Here is a 15,975-nt window from a genome sequence, read left to right as displayed (position 1 = left end):
AAACCGGCACCTTACCGGCCAAGACCGGCCCACACCAGCAAGTGGTGGCAGATTACTCCGCCACCATGCGGGTAACGTCTTCGTCCCAAACCAGCCCGCGTTCCAAGAGCACCCGCTGCGCCCGGCCCGGGTAATCCGTGACAATGCCGTCGACCCCTGCATCAATCATACGATGCAGGTCGTCGACCTCGTTCACGGTCCAGGTCGACACCAACAGGCCCAGCGCATGCGCTTGCGCCACCGCCTCCGTCGTCACATCCAAATAATGCGGGCACCACATTTGCCCACCGGCTTCGACAACCGCCTGCGGCACGGGCATACCTAGCTTGGCAAAATCCGGCGCCACCGACTTTGAGGAATCCTCACCTGGGTCATCGGCATTCTTCGGCATGATTGTCAAAAACGACCGCGGCATATCCGGCGCAATACGCCCGCACACCTCAAGTAGATTCCAGTCAAAACTATGCAACACCGTGCGCTGCTCTAACCCACGGTCTCGCACCGCTTTCACAGCCTCAGCGACCAATCTCTCGGTCACCTCAGGCATATGCGCCGTCTCCGGATCCGACTTCATCTCCAACAGGAACAGCATATCTGCACCCTGCGGTTTCAGCGCCATATCCAGCAGATCGCCCAAGGTTGGCACCCGGACGTTGGACATAAACACCTGATCCGGAAAACGCTGGCCATAGACCGTGCGTCCATCAAGGCCCCCAACGTCATAGCTCTGCAACTGCGCCAGCGGCAGCTCAGACACCTTCAATTCTGCGCCTTGCAACCACTTGCCATCCGCCCCACGCGTGGCCGCGTTTAACAGGTGATGATTGTGCGTCACCACCGGCACCGCGTCCTGCGTCAGCACCACGTCAAACTCCAGCGCCACAACGCCGGACTTCACCGTGAACTCAAACCCCTCAAGTGTGTTCTCCGGCATCACGCCCCGCGCGCCGCGATGCCCGACCAGCCGGACCAATCCGGGCGCACCGCGAAAACCGTTTAACTGGGGAAACTGCGTCATGCGTCGATCCGCTTGCCTGTGGTTGCGTCAAACAGGTGCAGGTCTTCGGCCGCAGCAGAAAAGCGCATCACCGTGCCCGCATCACTCGTGACATGCCCCGGAACGCTCGCCACAACGTCGGTCTCGGAGCCTTCCAGAACCCCGTGCACCAATGTGTTGGCGCCCAATTGCTCGACCATCTGCACAACAATGCGGATCGCCCCTGCATCATCCTGCACCAGATGCTCCGGACGCACGCCCAGCGTGACCTTGCCACTGGCCTGCGCACCGCCCGCCAATGTTGCGCCATTACCCAGCACCAGAGTGCCGCCCTGCGCATCCACCGGCAGGAAGTTCATCGACGGGCTGCCAATGAAGCCCGCCACAAACTCGGTGGCCGGGCGGTCATAGAGCTCAATCGGCGTGCCAAATTGCTCGACATAGCCGCCATTCAGCACCATCAACCGGTCGCCCAACGTCATCGCCTCAACCTGATCGTGGGTCACGTAAATCGAGGTCACGCCCAAACGCTGCTGCAGCTTGCGGATTTCCAGACGCATCTGCACCCGCAGCTTGGCATCGAGGTTGGACAGCGGCTCATCAAACAGGAACACCTGTGGATTGCGCACAATCGCACGCCCCATGGCCACACGCTGACGCTGACCACCGGACAGCTGGCGCGGCTTTCGGTCAAGGTACTGGCCAATCTCCAAAATCTCCGCCGCCTCTTGCACACGGCGTTCAATTTCCTCTTTGGAGATTTTGCGGATCTTCAGTCCATAGGCCATGTTCTCGCGCACCGACATATGCGGATAAAGCGCGTAGTTCTGGAACACCATCGCAATGTCGCGGTCGGCTGGCTCCAGCGTGTTGACCACCGTGTCACCAATGCTGATCTCGCCAGAGGTCACGGTCTCAAGCCCCGCAACCATGCGCAAGAGCGTGGACTTACCGCAGCCCGACGGGCCGACGATGACGATCAACTCGCCATCCTGGATCTCGCCTTCGACATGGTGCAGGACTTCGACATCGCCATAGGTTTTGACAAGGTCTTTGAGTGTAATGGATGCCATTCTCAGGATCCCCGTTATTTATCAGTTTCAGTGAGGCCCTGCACAAAGAGCCTTTGCATGCCAACAACCACAAACACCGGCGGGATCATCGCCAAAAGCGCGGTCATCATGATGATGTTCCACTGCGGCGATTGCTCTGCCGCTTCCAGCATCTGTTTGATGCTCATCACAATGGTGGTCATGTCGGTGTCGGTGGTGATCAAGAGCGGCCAGAGGTACTGGTTCCAGCCGTAGATGAAGAGGATCACAAACAGCGCGGCGATATTGGTCCGGCTGAGCGGGATCAGGATGTCCCAGAAGAACCGCAGCGGGCCAGCTCCATCAATGCGCGCGCTTTCCAGCATCTCATCGGGAATGGTCAAGAACACCTGCCGGAACATAAATGTGGCCGTGGCCGAGGCGATCAGCGGGATCGACAGGCCCCAATAGCTGTTGAGCATGCCTAGGTTCGCCACCACCTCAAAGGTTGGTAAAATCCGCACTTCCACCGGCAACATCAGGGTGATGAAGATCATCCAGAAGAACCCCATGCGGAACGGGAACTTGAAGTAGACAATCGCAAAGGCCGAGAGCAGCGAAATCGCAATTTTGCCAAAAGCAATCATCAGGGCCATCGCCAGCGAGTTGAGTAGCATCCGCCACACCGGAGCGCCTTCTGACCCCGACAGCCCAGCGCCAAACAGCGTCTGTTTGAAGTTTTCAATGAAATGCGAGCCAGGCAGCATCGGGATCGGCGCCTGCGTCATCCGCACCGCGTCATGGGTGCTGGCGACAAAGGTGATCCAGATCGGCAAAGCCACCATGATCACGCCAAGGATCAGCACGATGTGGGAAATGATCCCAAGGATACGACGATTTTCAACCATCAGTATTCCACCTTTCTTTCGACATAGCGGAACTGAACCACCGTCATTGCGATCACGAGGATCATCAGGATCACCGACTGCGCCGCCGACCCGCCAAGGTCGAGCCCAACAAAGCCGTCGTTAAACACCTTGTAGACAAGGATCGTTGTGCTGTTGGCCGGACCACCCTGGGTCACCGCATGGATGATGCCGAAGGTGTCAAAGAAGGCGTAAACCGCGTTGATCACCAACAGGAAGAAGGTCGTGGGCGAGATCAGCGGGAAGATGTGGTCCCAGAACCGGCGCACCGGCCCTGCCCCATCAATCGCCGCCGCTTCAATCAAAGAGCGCGGGATCGACTGCATCGCGGCGAGATAGAACAGGAAGTTATAGGCAATCTGCTTCCACGCGGCGGCAAAGATCACCAGCAGCATCGCATGGGTGCCATTCAGGTAATGGTTCCAGTCGATGCCAATGAATTCAAGGATATATGGGAAGATGCCCAACGTCGGGTTGAACATGAACACCCAAAGCGCACCGGCCAGCACCGGCGCCACCGCATAGGGCCAGATCATCAGCGTTCGGTAGGTGGTTGCGCCGCGCACCACACGGTCGGCAAAGGCCGCCAGGATCAGGGCCGAGCCCATCGACAGAACCGCCACAGCGGCCGAAAACACGATCGTGCGCCAGAAGGTCTCTAGGTAGAGCTCGTCTTCGAACAAGATCTGGAAGTTTTCAAACCACACAAACTCGGTGGACAGACCAAAGGCGTCTTCGATCAGGAAAGACTGATACACCGCCTGGCTCGCAGGCCAGATAAAGAAGATCAGCGTGATGATAATCTGTGGCGCCACCAGCAGGTAGGGCAAGACAGATGTGGGAAAGTGGACGCGTTTGAGCATGCGGCCCTCAAGTCAGGGTGGGTCGTTTAGACAGAAACACGCCCGGCAAACACCAATGGTCCGCCGGGCGCAGGGGAGGTTCACTTATTTGGCGGAACGCTCAAACTTGCGCAGCAGGGCGTTGCCACGCTCAGCGGCGGCGTCCAATGCTTCCTGAGCGGATTTGTCACCAGCCCACAGCGCTTCCATCTCTTCGTTGATCACGTCGCGCACCTGCACGAAGTTACCAAAGCGGATGCCGCGGGAGTTGGCGGTTGGGGTGTTCAGGCTCAGCTGTTTGATCGCTGTGTCGGTGCCTGGGTTGCTGTCATAGAAACCCTGGTCCTTGGACAGTTCCCAAGCCGCAGTGGTGATTGGCACGTAGCCAGTTTCCTGGTGCCACCACGCCTGCACTTCTGGGGAAGACAGGTAAGTCATGAACTTCGCCAGACCTTTGTATTCCTCAGATTCATGACCGGCCAGCGCCCACAGGGTTGCGCCACCAATGATGGAGTTCTGTGGCGCATCCGCAGCTGCGGTGTCCAGCGGCAGCATGGTCTGACCAAATTCAAACTCAGCCTGAGATTTGATGGAGCCATAGTATGCGGAAGAGTTCATCCACATGCCGCACTCACCGTTGGTGAACATCGGCAGGGAGTCACCGCGACGACCGCCATATTTGAACAGGTTGCCTTCAGACATCGCTGCCACGTCGTCCAGACGCGCGGCCAGCTTGTCGTTTTTGTTGAAGGTGAACTCGGTGTCGAAACCGGCAAAACCGTTCTCTTTGGTGCCCATTTCTTTGTCGTGCCAGGAGGAATAGTTCTCCAGCATCACCCAGGACTGCCAACCAAAGCTGATGCCGCAGTCCATACCGTTGTCGACCAGCGCTTGGGAAACGGATTTCACATCATCCCAGGTCTTTGGCGCGTCAACACCAGCCGCCTTCAGCGCGTCCGCGTTGTACCACAGAACCGGGGTGGAGCTGTTGAACGGCATGGACAGCAGTTCGCCCTCTGGGGTCTGGTAGTAGGAAATCACCGCTGGCAGGTAGTCGCCTTTGTCAAAAGGCTCACCGGCGTCCGCCATCATCTTCTCAACCGGATAAATCGCGCCTTTGGCGGCCATCATGGTTGCGGTGCCCACTTCAAACACCTGCACCAGATGCGGGTGCTCTTTGGCGCGGAACGCCGCCACAGCAGCGGTCATGGTTTCGGTGTAGTTGCCTTTGTAGGACGGTACGATTTTGTACTCGGACTGGCTGGCGTTGAAATCCGCCGCAATCTTGTCCACGCGCTCGCCGTTGGTGCCGCCCATGGCGTGCCACCAGTTGATCTCGGTTTGTGCGGAAGCCATGCCAGCGGTCATGCCAGCGGCCAAAGCACCAAACAAAACTGTCTTAAATTGAGTCACAGGAAATTCCTCCATCTGCTGTGCTGGCGGGATCATTGAAAAGTTAAAGCCATAATGCAAGTGAAGAATTTATAACAAATTGCATAACGCTATGTTATAGTTTAACCAAACAGTAAACATGCCGCATCGCGGCGAACATGAGATAAGCCATTGAAATTCCAACTAAGACAGCTCGAAGCTTTCCGCGCCGTGGCCGAAACCGGCAATATGACAAAAGCCGCCAAACGCATGGGTGTTTCACAACCAGCAGTAAGCCGTTTGCTCTCAGATTTCTCCCAATCTGCCGGCATTGAACTCTTCACGCGCCACCGCGGTGTGCTCGAACCCACCAGTGACTCGCGCTACCTTCTGGCTGAGGTGCAGCGTATTCTGGACGGGCTGGATCACCTCGACGATCTGCGCCGCGACCTGATTGAGCGCACCGGCGGACACGTCCGCATCGCCTGCCTGCCCGGCTTCGCCACCAGCCACTTGCCCGGCGTTTTGGTCAACTTCCTCAAAGAGCGCCCAAACGTCACCGTGACCCTGGAACCGGACCGCCCAGAGCGCATTCTCGAATGGATCATCGGTGAGCAATATGACTGCGGCATCACCGACGGTTTCCTCGGTCACCCCGCCACCCGCAGCCAGGATCTGCACATCAAATCCGCCTGCATCCTCCCCGCTGGCCACCCGCTGGCGGATCAGGATCACATCACCCCGCGCGACCTCGCCCAAGAGCGCTTGATTCACACCCGCCGCGACAGCCGGTTTTACCAGCACCTCTCCCGCGCCTTCTCAGAAGACGGCGTGGAACTCAATAGCCTGATCGAAGTGCGCCAGTTCACCACCGCCTGCACCATGGTAGCCCAGGGCATGGGCGCCTCTGTGGTCAGCGCACTGGACTCAGAAGCCTACCGCGCCACCGGCATCGTGATCCGCCCGTTCAAGCCCCAGCTCTTCCACCGCCTCTCAATCCTGCAACCCGCCTCCGGCCCCACCTCGCCTGTTGTACTGGATTTTATCGACGCCTTTATCGAAAGCCTGCAACCCTATGTGGCCTCCGCCAAAGAGGTGAAACGCGGATAAAAAAGGCCGGTGACTTTCGCCACCGACCCCCATCGCAAACTTTAAGATCCCGCCAATTGGTCTTCCAGTTCGCGAATCCGGTTCTGAAGCCGCAGAAACTCGCCTTCCACTTCGGCTTGGGAATAACGTGGTGTTATGTGTTGCGGACAGTTCCAGTCGAACCCAACCAACGTGATCTCAAACCCACGCTCCACCCGGGCGCGATACCCCGCATCCGGTGACAGCCGCGCCAACAACGCCTCCTCCTCCGGTGCAATAACCCGTACCCGCCCCAACAGCTTCAGCCGCGTCCGATTGGGGTAGTCCATAAAAAACAGGGACACGCGCTCGTTTTGACTGAGATTGCCAAGGCTCACGTACTGTCGATTTCCTCGGTAATCGGCAAACGCCAGCCGTCGCTCATCCAGCACCTTTAGGAACCCCACCGGCCCGCCGCGATGCTGCATATACGGCCAGCCAATCTCGCTGACCGTCGCCATATAAAAACTGTCCCGCGCCGCAATAAACTGCGCCTCATGCGGGCCCAACCGATTGTTGTAATCCTCCCGCGCTTCCATCCGCGCATAGGATGCACGCGTCCCGGCGTCCTCCTGGTGCCGCTTCACCGCGTCGGTAAAGGCAATCTCTGCAAACTTATGTCCCATATCTCGGACCTTTCTCTGACAGTGACAGATTACAGGGCCAGGTCGAACAGGCCGGGATGATCCTCCGGCCTGTAGGCCAGCGGGACTCTCTCCGGTTTGCCGGTAAACGGCGGAAATGGGGGCGGGGTGTCATTGTATCAGTCCCTTTGCGAGCGGAAGAGAAGTACGACGCGAGAGGCTCCCCTCGCGCCGCGTTGGGTTAGTCTTTGATTTCTCGATCCAGAAACGCGCGGATCAGCCCCGCCACTTCCGGCCCGTGCGATTCCAGAATGAAATGCCCCGCATCAATCATGTGCAACTCGGCCTCCGGCAGGTCACGCAAATAGGGCGCAGCCCCTTCCGCCGGGAAGATGTAGTCATTCTCTCCCCAGACAATCAGCGTCGGCGGCTGATGCGCACGGAAATAGGCTTGGAACTCCGGATAAAGATCAACGTTGGTGCGGTAGTCGTAAAACAGATCCAGCTGGATCTCCTGATTGCCCGGCCGGTCCAGATAGGCCTGATCCAGCATCCAGGCATCCGGGCTCAGGCGATGCGCATGGCTCTCAGGCACCCCATGGGTATATTGCCATTCCGTGGCCGTCACATTCAGAAAGTCCCGCAACGGTTCGCGGGCCTCGGCTCCGCCGTCCGCCCAATAGGTGCGGAACACGTCCCAGAACTCCTGCAAGCCCTCGTCATAGGCATTGCCGTTCTGAATGATCAGCGCCTCAACCGCCTCTGGCTCCTTCAACGCCAGCCGGTAACCCACCGGCGCGCCGTAATCCATCACGTAGAGACTGTAGCTGTCCAAGGCCAAGGCATCGGTGAACCCATCCATCAGCGAGGCATAGGTGGCAAAGCTGTAGTCAAACGCTGCCCGACCCGGCATCGCACTGGCGCCAAATCCCGGATAGTCCGGCGCAATCACCCGATAGTCTTCCGCCAACTCCGGGATCAGGTTGCGGTACTGCTGAGACGAGGTAGGGAACCCATGCAACAACAGCACAACCGGTGCGTCTGCCTGACCAGCCTCGCGGTAGAAAATCTCCTGTCCCTCGATGGTGACCGTGTTGTAGGTGACCGCAGCCTCAGCTTGCGGCAACTGCCCGGCCTGCGCCAGTGTTGGCAAAGACGTCAGCTGCGCCCCGAGGCCAAGCGTGACCAAGCCGGTGAGCAAACTCTGTTTAAGATCATTCCGTTTCATATCTGTATCCCTCGTTATGAACGCTGCGCCAGGGTGTGGCGGTGTCGCTTTTGACAAGAGGACAGATAGCGTCCTTGCTATTTCGGAATAATATGCCGATCTTGAAAGTCACTATTTCAGAAAGTGGAACAAATGGATCGCATCCTACAGATGGAGGTCTTCGCGGCCATCAATGACACCGGCAGCTTTGTGCAGGCCGCCAACAAGTTGCGTATGTCCCCGCCCGCCGTGACCCGCACCATGAACGCACTGGAGGCGCGGCTGGGCGTGCAACTGTTGACCCGCTCCACCCGGCAACTCTCTCTAACCGATGCGGGCAGCAGCTTTCTGGAGGCCACCCGCCGCCTGCTCTCCGAAATTGATGACGCGGAAAAGCAGGCTGTGGGCCAGATGGGCATCGCCCAGGGCCATCTCACCGTATCCTGCTCTATGACCTTCAGCCGCCTGATAGCAGGCCCTGTCGTGCGCGCCTTTCTGGAGGCGCACCCGCGCATGTCCGTGTCTCTGATCGCCGTGGATCGGGTCACCAATCTTGTGGAGGAAGGCATTGATGTGGCCATCCGCATCGGCAACCTGCCGGACTCAAACTTGATGGCAAAGCGCCTTGGCCACGTGCGCCGCCTGTTTGTCGCCAGCCCGGCGTATCTCGCCCGACATGGCACCCCCAAAGTGCCTCCCGATCTGAAACGGCATACGATGATTGGGTTCACCGGAATATTGCCCAGCCACGACTGGCACTATAACTCCGGTGGCACCCGTGGACATGTGCAGCTCACCCCGCGCTTTGAGGTCAACGATGCCCCCACAGCTCTTGCCGCCGCCATCGACGGAGAAGGCATCACTATGGCATTGTCTTATACGGTTGATGAACAACTTAAGCGCGGCGAGTTGGTGCCGCTTCTGCAACCTTTCCTGCCACCGCCTTGGGCAGTGCATTTGGTCTACCCGCCAAGCAAACTGGTCGCCCCCAAAGTCCGCGCCTTCCTGGATTTTGCAGGCGAGCGTTTGAAGCAGATGATTCCCGAAGTGGACCTGCCCTAGACATCAACACAAAGGCAAACCACGCGCAAATCCGCCTGCAAAACAGGGCGTAAAACGTCAATGTATGGAAGCTGGATATGTCACTATTCTGTGGGGAGTATAGTGGCGCTCTGGGGAGGATTCGAACCCCCGACCCCTTGATTCGTAGTCAAGTACTCTATCCAGCTGAGCTACCAGAGCGCGGTGTGAGGGGCGGTTTAAAGTGAACTCTCAGGGGGCGCAAGGGCTAAAACGAAGAAAAATCATTTTATCGCCACTTCCCCTTTCGGAAGGCATATTTCAAAGGTTGTTCCGCCCGCGCCGGTCTCTGAAAGCGTGAGCATTCCGCCGTGTCCGCGCACCAATTCTGAGGAAATTGCCAGCCCCAAACCGGACCCGCCTTTGCGAATCCCGCCTTGGAACGGTTGATAGAGGTGTTCCTGTGCTTTGGGCGGCAACCCCGGCCCGGTGTCTTTCACCGTGATCAGCCATGAGTCGTCATTTTCCGTGGCACTCACTGCGATCTCACCCGGCTGCCCGCTCGCCACAATCGCCTGCCGCGCATTGCGCACCAGATTGCTCACCACCCGGAACATCTGCTCCGGATCGGCCCGAACCATCATGCCCGCCGGAATATCCTCGCCAAAGCTCAGGTCGTAGTCTTCCACCGCCAGCCGTTCAGAGGCGATCACATCACCCACGGTCTCACTCAACGCAAACCGCGTCAGCGTCGGCGCAGGCTCCTCAGCTTTGCCAAACGCCAAAGTACTTTCACACAGATGCACCGCGCGGGTGATCGAGTTCACCAGTTTGGGCGCCAACCGCCGCACAAGCGGGTCTTCACTGCTTTCAATGCGATCGGTGAACAGCTGCGCCGAGGTCAGGATATTGCGCAGATCATGGCTCACCTTAGCCACCGCGCCGCCCAGTTGTGCCAACCGTTCCCGCTGTTTGAGCGAAGCTGTCAACTCTGTCTGCAACGCCAGCAAGGCCTCTTCCGCCTCCCGCAATTCCGTCACACCGGCTTGCGGCTTAATCAGACTGCGCGCATCCTCCGGGGCCGCGGCATAGGTCTGCATATAGCCGACCACGCCTTTGATCGGGCGAACTAAAATGGCCCGCACCGCCAGAAACAGCAAAAATGCCGTGACCACCGAGATCACCGCAGACAGCGCCAGAATGCGCACACCGTAGTCAATCATCGACATGCGCAGCTCTGCGGTGTCCATCGTCACCTCGATCAACAGCCCGGCGTCCTGCACCGGCGCGCCAATCACCCGCACCACACGGTTGCGGGTCTCAAACAGCTGCATCATCGCGTCTTTGATCAACACGCCCGCCGTGGCGCTGCGCATGTCATAGGTCGCGCTGATCGGCTCCGGGATGGGAGAGCTCAAGATCAACTGCCGCATCTCATCGCGCCGCAACACCACGTTATACACGCCCGCGTTTTTCAAGAGCTCCTGCTCCAGCTCCACATCAATCATGTCATCCGCCAGAAGCGCAAGCGAGGCAATCTGCGCCCGCTCCAACCGCAGCAACAGATAGTCTTCCCGATAGCGCGCAATCGACGGCACAAAGATCAGGATTTCCGCCAGCATCACAAAGATGACCGTCAGGATCAGGAACCGACCTGAAAGCGTGTTGAGCATGTTTCGCGACCGTTCTGGTTACGGCAGCCAGCGTTGCACCAAGCCAACCACCCGTTTCACCTTAGGATTATCAAACAGTTGCGGCGAGAAATAGGCCCCTGCAACCCGCTTGTTGATTTCGCCCACCGTAGGATAGGGCGACACCATCCCCGCCACCGCGCTCATCTTCAGTTTATTGGCAATCACCAGCGACCACAGATTCACCAACTCCCCCGCCTGCGGCCCGACAATCGACACTCCCATCGGGCGGCCTTTCACCACCATCGCCTTGATCAGTCCATAGGCATTGCGCTCGGCAATAAGCCGGTCGTTGTGGTGGCTCTCAAACCGCGTCACGGTCAGCTTGTCGCCATACTGCGCCCGCGCCTCCGCCTCGGTCAGCCCAACCTGCGCCAGCTCTGGGTCGGTGTAAGTCGCATAAGGAATGTGATCTGTGCGCGCCTTGGCCGGCAGCCCAAGCAGCATGGACCGGATGATCACCCCGGCCTGATAGCCCGCCACATGGGTGAACTGCGCGCCACCCGCGACATCGCCAATGGCATAGACCTTCTTGTTGGAGGTCTTCAGCGAGGCATCCACCGAAATCCCGGTCTTGTGGGTCTCGATCCCTGCGGCCTCCAGATTGAGCCGCGCCATATTGGCTTTGCGCCCCACGGCCACCAACAGATGGGAGCCGCTAAAGCTGCGCCCATCCTGCGCCTCAACCGTGATCACGCCATCTTTCTGGGTCACCGCCTTCGCCATCGCGTCCTCGGCAATCTCCACACCTTCGCCACGCAGCCGCTCCAGCACAATTGCCGCCATCTCCGGATCATCCCGTCCGAGCGCCTTGGCGCCCTCGATTACAGTGACCTTGACGCCCAACCGCACATGCGCCTGCGCCATCTCCATACCAATTGGCCCGCCGCCAATGATCAACAGATGCTCCGACGTCTCCGTCATCTCAAACAGGGTTTCATTGGTCAGATAGTCTACCTGATCCAACCCGGGGATCGGCGGCACCAGCGGGCTGGACCCGGTGGCAATCACCACGCGCCGTGCCGTGATCTGATGATCCCCGGCCTGCACCACCGACGGGCTGATGAAATGCCCGTATTCCTGGATCACTCGCACGCCAAAGCCTTCAAACCGCTCCACGCTGTCCATCGGTTCAATTTGGGCAATCACATCCGCCACATGCGCCTTGGCCGCCGCATAATCCACCTGCGGCACCTGATCAGGCACACCAAAGGCGCCGCCCTTGGTTTGCTGATGCGCCATTTTGGCGCTCGCCAGCAGGGCCTTGCTGGGAACGCAGCCAAAGTTCAGGCAATCGCCGCCCATCTTGTGGCCTTCCAGCAGCACCACGCTGGCCCCCATCTGGCTTGCCCCAGCCGCCACAGACAACCCACCAGAGCCAGCCCCGATGACCAGCACATCCGTCTTGATCTGTTCCATGATTTACAGCGCCTCTTTGCCGCGAATGAGTTTGAGCACAACCGGCAGGAACGCCAGCGCCGCCAGGCCAAGGATCGGCAACAACACATGTGGCTCAAAAATAATGCCCAGATCCGGCGTCTCGCCACGGGCAAACACCTCGCCCAATCCGGCACCCACTGACGTGTACACCAGCCCACCGGGAATAATGCCAATGAAAGTGGACACCACATAACGCCACAGCGGCACGCCCACGAGGGCTGGGATCAGGTTAGCCACAAAGAAAGGCACCAAAGGCACCAGACGGATGATGAACAGCATCGACCACTGGTTCTCATCAATTCCGTCCTTGATCGCTTTCACCTTTCCCTCGCTGGCATCCATCTTCGCTGCCAACCGGTCGCCAAGCCCCCATCGCGCGGCCAGAAATACCACCGTGGCGCCAATCGTCGCCGCGCCTACGTTGAACAACACCCCAGGAAAGGTGCCAAACAGAAAGCCGCCGGTCAGCGTCGCGATGGTGGCCCCCGGCAAAGAGAACCCCGCGATCACCACATAAATCGCCATGAACACCACAACAGCAAGCGCGTAATGCGCATCACGGTAGCCAATCAGCATCTCGCGATTATCGCGCAAGGCTTCAAAACTCAGGTAGTCCCCCAAAACATAAGCACCCAACACAGCCCCGGCGACAAGCGCTGCCAGCGGCAGCATACGCGCCAATTTGGATTTGGCTTCTTGCGAAGTATCCGTCACATCAGACATCTTTGATCCGTTTTCTTGGTCTTACCCCAACATGGCTGACGTATTGGTAAAACAACAGAGACCTCACGGGCGCTTGATCACGACGCCACGTTTCGTGAGGAATTCTTGGTTAACCGTAACAATGCGACAAATGACTTGTAATATTGCCACTTGGAAGTCCGTCTCAAAGCCGCCGATTGTTTCAGACGCCCCTTTTGAAAGACACCAAACCACGCAGAAAACAGCCCATTGAAGGAAGAGGCGTTTCATTCGCACAGTTTCCTCTCCGGACCTTGCCTTTTTGCCAAAAATCCCCCATCTGACGTTTGACTTATCCGGCAGGCCCGTCTAAAGACCGGTCTTCGAATAGATAGGCACCGCGAATCTCGCGCCGGGGCCCACTGAAACAACATGACGGAGACGGAGCGATGAAACGCACCTACCAACCTTCGAACCTGGTTCGTAAACGCCGCCACGGCTTCCGTGCGCGCATGGCCACCAAAGCTGGCCGCAAGATCCTGAACGCACGCCGCGCACGCGGTCGTAAGTCGCTGAGCGCATAAGCGCACGACTGCCTGAACAGGCCGTTTAGAAAAATGACACCGCCGGAGACCCCACAGGAAGGCACAGCCTCCAACGGGACAACGTCTCCGGCGGTTTCCGTTTGTGCGCAGCCTGCCCTGCCCGTCCTTAAAAAACGCAGCGACTTCCTCGCCGCCGCCCGTGCCCGCAAGCAAGGCACTAAGGCGATGATGATCCAGGCCCGCAAACGCCGCGACGACGAAGACATCGATCCTTCCGTCATCCGCGTCGGATTCACCTGCTCCAAGAAAGTGGGCAACGCCGTTGCCCGCAACCGCGCCAAACGCCGGATGCGCGAAGTCGCCCGCGCGATTCTCCCAACCCACGGCCAAGCTGGCTGGGACTATGTTCTGATCGGCCGCAAAGACGAAACCGACAGTCGCGCCTTCAAAACCCTGCAAGGGGATCTGAAATGGGCCCTGCGCAAATTGCATACCCCGCGTAAGTAACCCTCTGAAGGCGTTACATGTTCGCACGGCTGCAAACAGATTGTCTAAAATCTAAGACACTCTGTGCCTTTACCGTTTACCCCCTGCTCATATATCCATCCAGTCGAATGTGTTTCGGGGTGAAACCGTTTGAAATCGGTATGGAGTGGATCAATGAGAGAGACAGTGGTGGTCTCCTTCTCAACGGATGAGCGTGACGCAGATCACGTGGCCAGCGCCTTAAAAACGCTGGCCGCCCGCGCCTGCAATATGCCGGGCTGTATCAGCTATGCCGCCACAACCCTTGCGGATTCCCCGTCCGAATTCCACATCCAACAAAAGTGGGACAATGCCGCGGCCTGGCAAGCCTACCTCAACTCCGAGGCGCATTTTGCGTTTCAAACCGAGGTGTACGGCCTGCTGTCAGACCTCACCGTGGCCAAACAGGCCCCCTTGCGCCCACGGCGCTCCACCTGCTTCGCGTTGGCAAGTTAAACACTCAATAACCGACATCTCTAAAATTATCTCACCTTTAAGGCGAAGGCGCCATTTTCTTTCACTGTTAAGTAAACTTTTCCGACGCAGGCTTGGCGCATTACCGCTGTCTGCAAAGAATCGGCAAAGGCTTTCAGATGACCGTTACAATTATGGCGTCCTTTTATCTCGACTCGCCCAACCGCACCCGCGTGCGCAAGGGATTGCTGCGCCTCGCCCAACGGGTGCTGAACGAGCAAAACTGCCTGCGTTTTGACGTCCACACCGGCACCGGTGATCCGGGACAATTCATTCTGTTCCACCGCTGGGAAAGTCGTCGCGACTGGCAACTCTTCTTGAACAGTGACGCCTTGCATGACTTTCAGGACCTGTTTGAGAACGGGGTCACCGATCTGGTGATCAAAGAGCTGACACCGCATTTTGTCCCCTCCGCCGCACCCTCCGTGCATGCGCGTTAAGACGCTGTTGTTAACAAACAGCCCCACCTCCGCAAAACAGTCGTGATACCGACGCAATACTGATGTGCCAAATCGGGTTAATTTGCCCCTTTTTTACCAAATCGGCACATCAACCCTCCGGTGCGTCTTGGCACTCCTGACAAGAGCGGTTAACACGCTCTGACAAAGAGGCCAGCCAACATGAAGACACAAGATATGAACCGCGATTGGATCGCCACCGCCCGCACCCTGTCCCAAGCCCTGCCCTACCTGCAGCGCTACACCGGTGCGACCGTGGTTATTAAGCTTGGCGGACACGCCATGGGCAGCGACGAAGCCATGGATGATTTTGCTCGCGACGTGGTTCTGATGCGCCAGGTGGGCATCAACCCGGTGATCGTGCACGGCGGTGGTCCGATGATCAACGCGATGCTGGAACGTCTTGAAATCAAATCCGATTTTGTGAACGGCAAACGCGTCACCGACGCCGCAACTGTCGAAGTGGTGGAGATGGTTTTGTCCGGTGTGGTCAACAAACGCATCGTCTCTGCGATCAACCGTCAGGGCGGCAAAGCGGTTGGTCTGTCTGGCAAAGACGCCAACCTGATTGTCTGTGACCAAACCAACCCAGACCTCGGCTTTGTCGGCACCCCGGCCGACATGAACCCAGCGATTCTGCACGAACTCTTTGCCAATGACACCATTCCGGTGATCGCGCCTTTGGGCGCGGGCCGCAACGGCGAAACCTACAACATCAACGGCGACACTGCCGCCGGCGCCATTGCCGGAGCCTTGGAAGCGGACCGCCTTCTGCTGCTGACTGATGTAGCCGGTGTGAAGAACGGCGAAGGCGAAGTTCTGACAGAGCTAAAAGCGCAACAAATCCGCGACCTTACTGAAGAAGGCGTGATTGCTGGTGGCATGATCCCCAAGACCGAAACAGCCCTTGCCGCCATCGAAAAAGGCGTGCGCGCTGTGGTCATTCTGGACGGCCGCGCCCCCAATGCTTGCCTGCTGGAGCTCTTCACCGAACATGGTGCAGGCTCGATGATCCGAGCCGACTAACACCGCCCCTTTTCACATTCTGAAAAATA

18 protein-coding genes and 1 tRNA gene are annotated in these 15,975 nt (G+C 58.3%); 7 read left to right on the top strand and 12 right to left on the bottom strand.

The annotated features are described in order from the left end of the window. Positions 1–52: 52 nt before the first annotated feature. The 5 genes from SIB38_RS06380 to ugpB all read right to left on the bottom strand — a co-directional run bounded on the left by SIB38_RS06380 (position 53) and on the right by ugpB (position 5,224). Positions 53–1,018, bottom strand: a complete 966-nt coding sequence (locus tag SIB38_RS06380; RefSeq protein ID WP_294116237.1) for a glycerophosphodiester phosphodiesterase family protein — start codon at positions 1,016–1,018, stop codon at positions 53–55. After that, entirely contained in the window at positions 1,015–2,070 is a 1,056-nt protein-coding gene (locus tag SIB38_RS06375; protein WP_412551648.1) for a sn-glycerol-3-phosphate import ATP-binding protein UgpC, read from the bottom strand. The genes SIB38_RS06380 and SIB38_RS06375 overlap by 4 nt, the downstream gene beginning before the upstream one ends. 14 nt (positions 2,071–2,084) lie before the next feature. Next, positions 2,085–2,936 carry a sn-glycerol-3-phosphate ABC transporter permease UgpE gene (gene ugpE / locus SIB38_RS06370; protein ID WP_294116235.1) on the bottom strand — a complete coding sequence of 284 codons (852 nt, stop codon included), beginning with the start codon at positions 2,934–2,936 and terminating at the stop codon, positions 2,085–2,087. Further along, the gene (ugpA, locus tag SIB38_RS06365; protein WP_294116234.1) at positions 2,936–3,817 is read right to left on the bottom strand and encodes a sn-glycerol-3-phosphate ABC transporter permease UgpA; all 882 of its coding nucleotides are present in this window, start codon (positions 3,815–3,817) and stop codon (positions 2,936–2,938) included. The genes ugpE and ugpA overlap by 1 nt, the downstream gene beginning before the upstream one ends. Positions 3,818–3,901: 84 nt before the next feature. Beyond that, the gene (gene ugpB / locus SIB38_RS06360; protein ID WP_412551647.1) at positions 3,902–5,224 is read right to left on the bottom strand and encodes a sn-glycerol-3-phosphate ABC transporter substrate-binding protein UgpB; all 1,323 of its coding nucleotides are present in this window, start codon (positions 5,222–5,224) and stop codon (positions 3,902–3,904) included. Between the two features lie 135 nt (positions 5,225–5,359). Here ugpB and SIB38_RS06355 point away from each other — a divergent pair, with 135 nt between their 5' ends. Then, positions 5,360–6,277 carry a LysR substrate-binding domain-containing protein gene (locus SIB38_RS06355; protein ID WP_294116232.1) on the top strand — a complete coding sequence of 306 codons (918 nt, stop codon included), beginning with the start codon at positions 5,360–5,362 and terminating at the stop codon, positions 6,275–6,277. A gap of 41 nt (positions 6,278–6,318) precedes the next feature. Here the strand turns inward: SIB38_RS06355 and SIB38_RS06350 are convergent, their stop codons facing one another. Together SIB38_RS06350 and SIB38_RS06345 are read right to left on the bottom strand one after the other, a co-directional pair. Next, positions 6,319–6,921, bottom strand: coding sequence for a pyridoxamine 5'-phosphate oxidase family protein (locus SIB38_RS06350; protein ID WP_412551646.1), 603 nt, complete (start codon positions 6,919–6,921; stop codon positions 6,319–6,321). A gap of 199 nt (positions 6,922–7,120) precedes the next feature. Then, complete coding sequence (locus SIB38_RS06345; protein WP_294116230.1) at positions 7,121–8,107, bottom strand: alpha/beta fold hydrolase; 987 nt, start codon at positions 8,105–8,107, stop codon at positions 7,121–7,123. Positions 8,108–8,239: 132 nt separating this feature from the next. Between SIB38_RS06345 and SIB38_RS06340 the strand changes: the two genes are divergently transcribed. Beyond that, the gene (locus tag SIB38_RS06340; RefSeq protein ID WP_412551645.1) at positions 8,240–9,148 is read left to right on the top strand and encodes a LysR family transcriptional regulator; all 909 of its coding nucleotides are present in this window, start codon (positions 8,240–8,242) and stop codon (positions 9,146–9,148) included. 103 nt (positions 9,149–9,251) lie between these two features. Here the strand turns inward: SIB38_RS06340 and SIB38_RS06335 are convergent. From SIB38_RS06335 to SIB38_RS06315, 5 genes are all read right to left on the bottom strand, one after another. Next, a tRNA-Arg gene (locus SIB38_RS06335) sits at positions 9,252–9,328 on the bottom strand. A gap of 62 nt (positions 9,329–9,390) precedes the next feature. Then, positions 9,391–10,779: a sensor histidine kinase gene (locus SIB38_RS06330; protein WP_412551644.1), complete on the bottom strand. Its 1,389-nt coding sequence runs from the start codon at positions 10,777–10,779 to the stop codon at positions 9,391–9,393. 18 nt (positions 10,780–10,797) lie between these two features. Then, positions 10,798–12,216, bottom strand: a complete 1,419-nt coding sequence (locus tag SIB38_RS06325; RefSeq protein ID WP_412551643.1) for a dihydrolipoyl dehydrogenase family protein — start codon at positions 12,214–12,216, stop codon at positions 10,798–10,800. 3 nt (positions 12,217–12,219) lie between these two features. Further along, the gene (locus SIB38_RS06320; protein ID WP_412551642.1) at positions 12,220–12,960 is read right to left on the bottom strand and encodes a TVP38/TMEM64 family protein; all 741 of its coding nucleotides are present in this window, start codon (positions 12,958–12,960) and stop codon (positions 12,220–12,222) included. A 63-nt stretch (positions 12,961–13,023) separates the two neighbouring features. Continuing rightward, entirely contained in the window at positions 13,024–13,209 is a 186-nt protein-coding gene (locus SIB38_RS06315; protein ID WP_412551641.1) for a hypothetical protein, read from the bottom strand. 158 nt (positions 13,210–13,367) lie between these two features. Between SIB38_RS06315 and rpmH the strand changes: the two genes are divergently transcribed. The 5 genes from rpmH to argB all read left to right on the top strand — a co-directional run bounded on the left by rpmH (position 13,368) and on the right by argB (position 15,946). Further along, positions 13,368–13,502 carry a 50S ribosomal protein L34 gene (gene rpmH / locus SIB38_RS06310; RefSeq protein WP_005980833.1) on the top strand — a complete coding sequence of 45 codons (135 nt, stop codon included), beginning with the start codon at positions 13,368–13,370 and terminating at the stop codon, positions 13,500–13,502. A 33-nt stretch (positions 13,503–13,535) separates the two neighbouring features. Beyond that, positions 13,536–13,970, top strand: a complete 435-nt coding sequence (gene rnpA, locus SIB38_RS06305) for a ribonuclease P protein component (protein WP_412551640.1) — start codon at positions 13,536–13,538, stop codon at positions 13,968–13,970. Between the two features lie 153 nt (positions 13,971–14,123). After that, positions 14,124–14,444 carry a putative quinol monooxygenase gene (locus SIB38_RS06300; protein WP_294116222.1) on the top strand — a complete coding sequence of 107 codons (321 nt, stop codon included), beginning with the start codon at positions 14,124–14,126 and terminating at the stop codon, positions 14,442–14,444. 137 nt (positions 14,445–14,581) lie between these two features. Continuing rightward, on the top strand, positions 14,582–14,902 hold the full coding sequence (locus SIB38_RS06295; RefSeq protein WP_294116221.1) for a putative quinol monooxygenase: 321 nt from the start codon (positions 14,582–14,584) through the stop codon (positions 14,900–14,902). A gap of 180 nt (positions 14,903–15,082) precedes the next feature. Continuing rightward, positions 15,083–15,946, top strand: a complete 864-nt coding sequence (gene argB, locus SIB38_RS06290) for an acetylglutamate kinase (RefSeq protein WP_294116220.1) — start codon at positions 15,083–15,085, stop codon at positions 15,944–15,946. The last annotated feature ends 29 nt before the right edge of the window (positions 15,947–15,975 follow it).

It is taken from the genome of Shimia sp. MIT910701 (genome assembly GCF_047126315.1).
Classification (GTDB): Bacteria; Pseudomonadota; Alphaproteobacteria; order Rhodobacterales; family Rhodobacteraceae; genus Shimia.
This window is presented reverse-complemented; position numbering and strand designations above follow the sequence as displayed.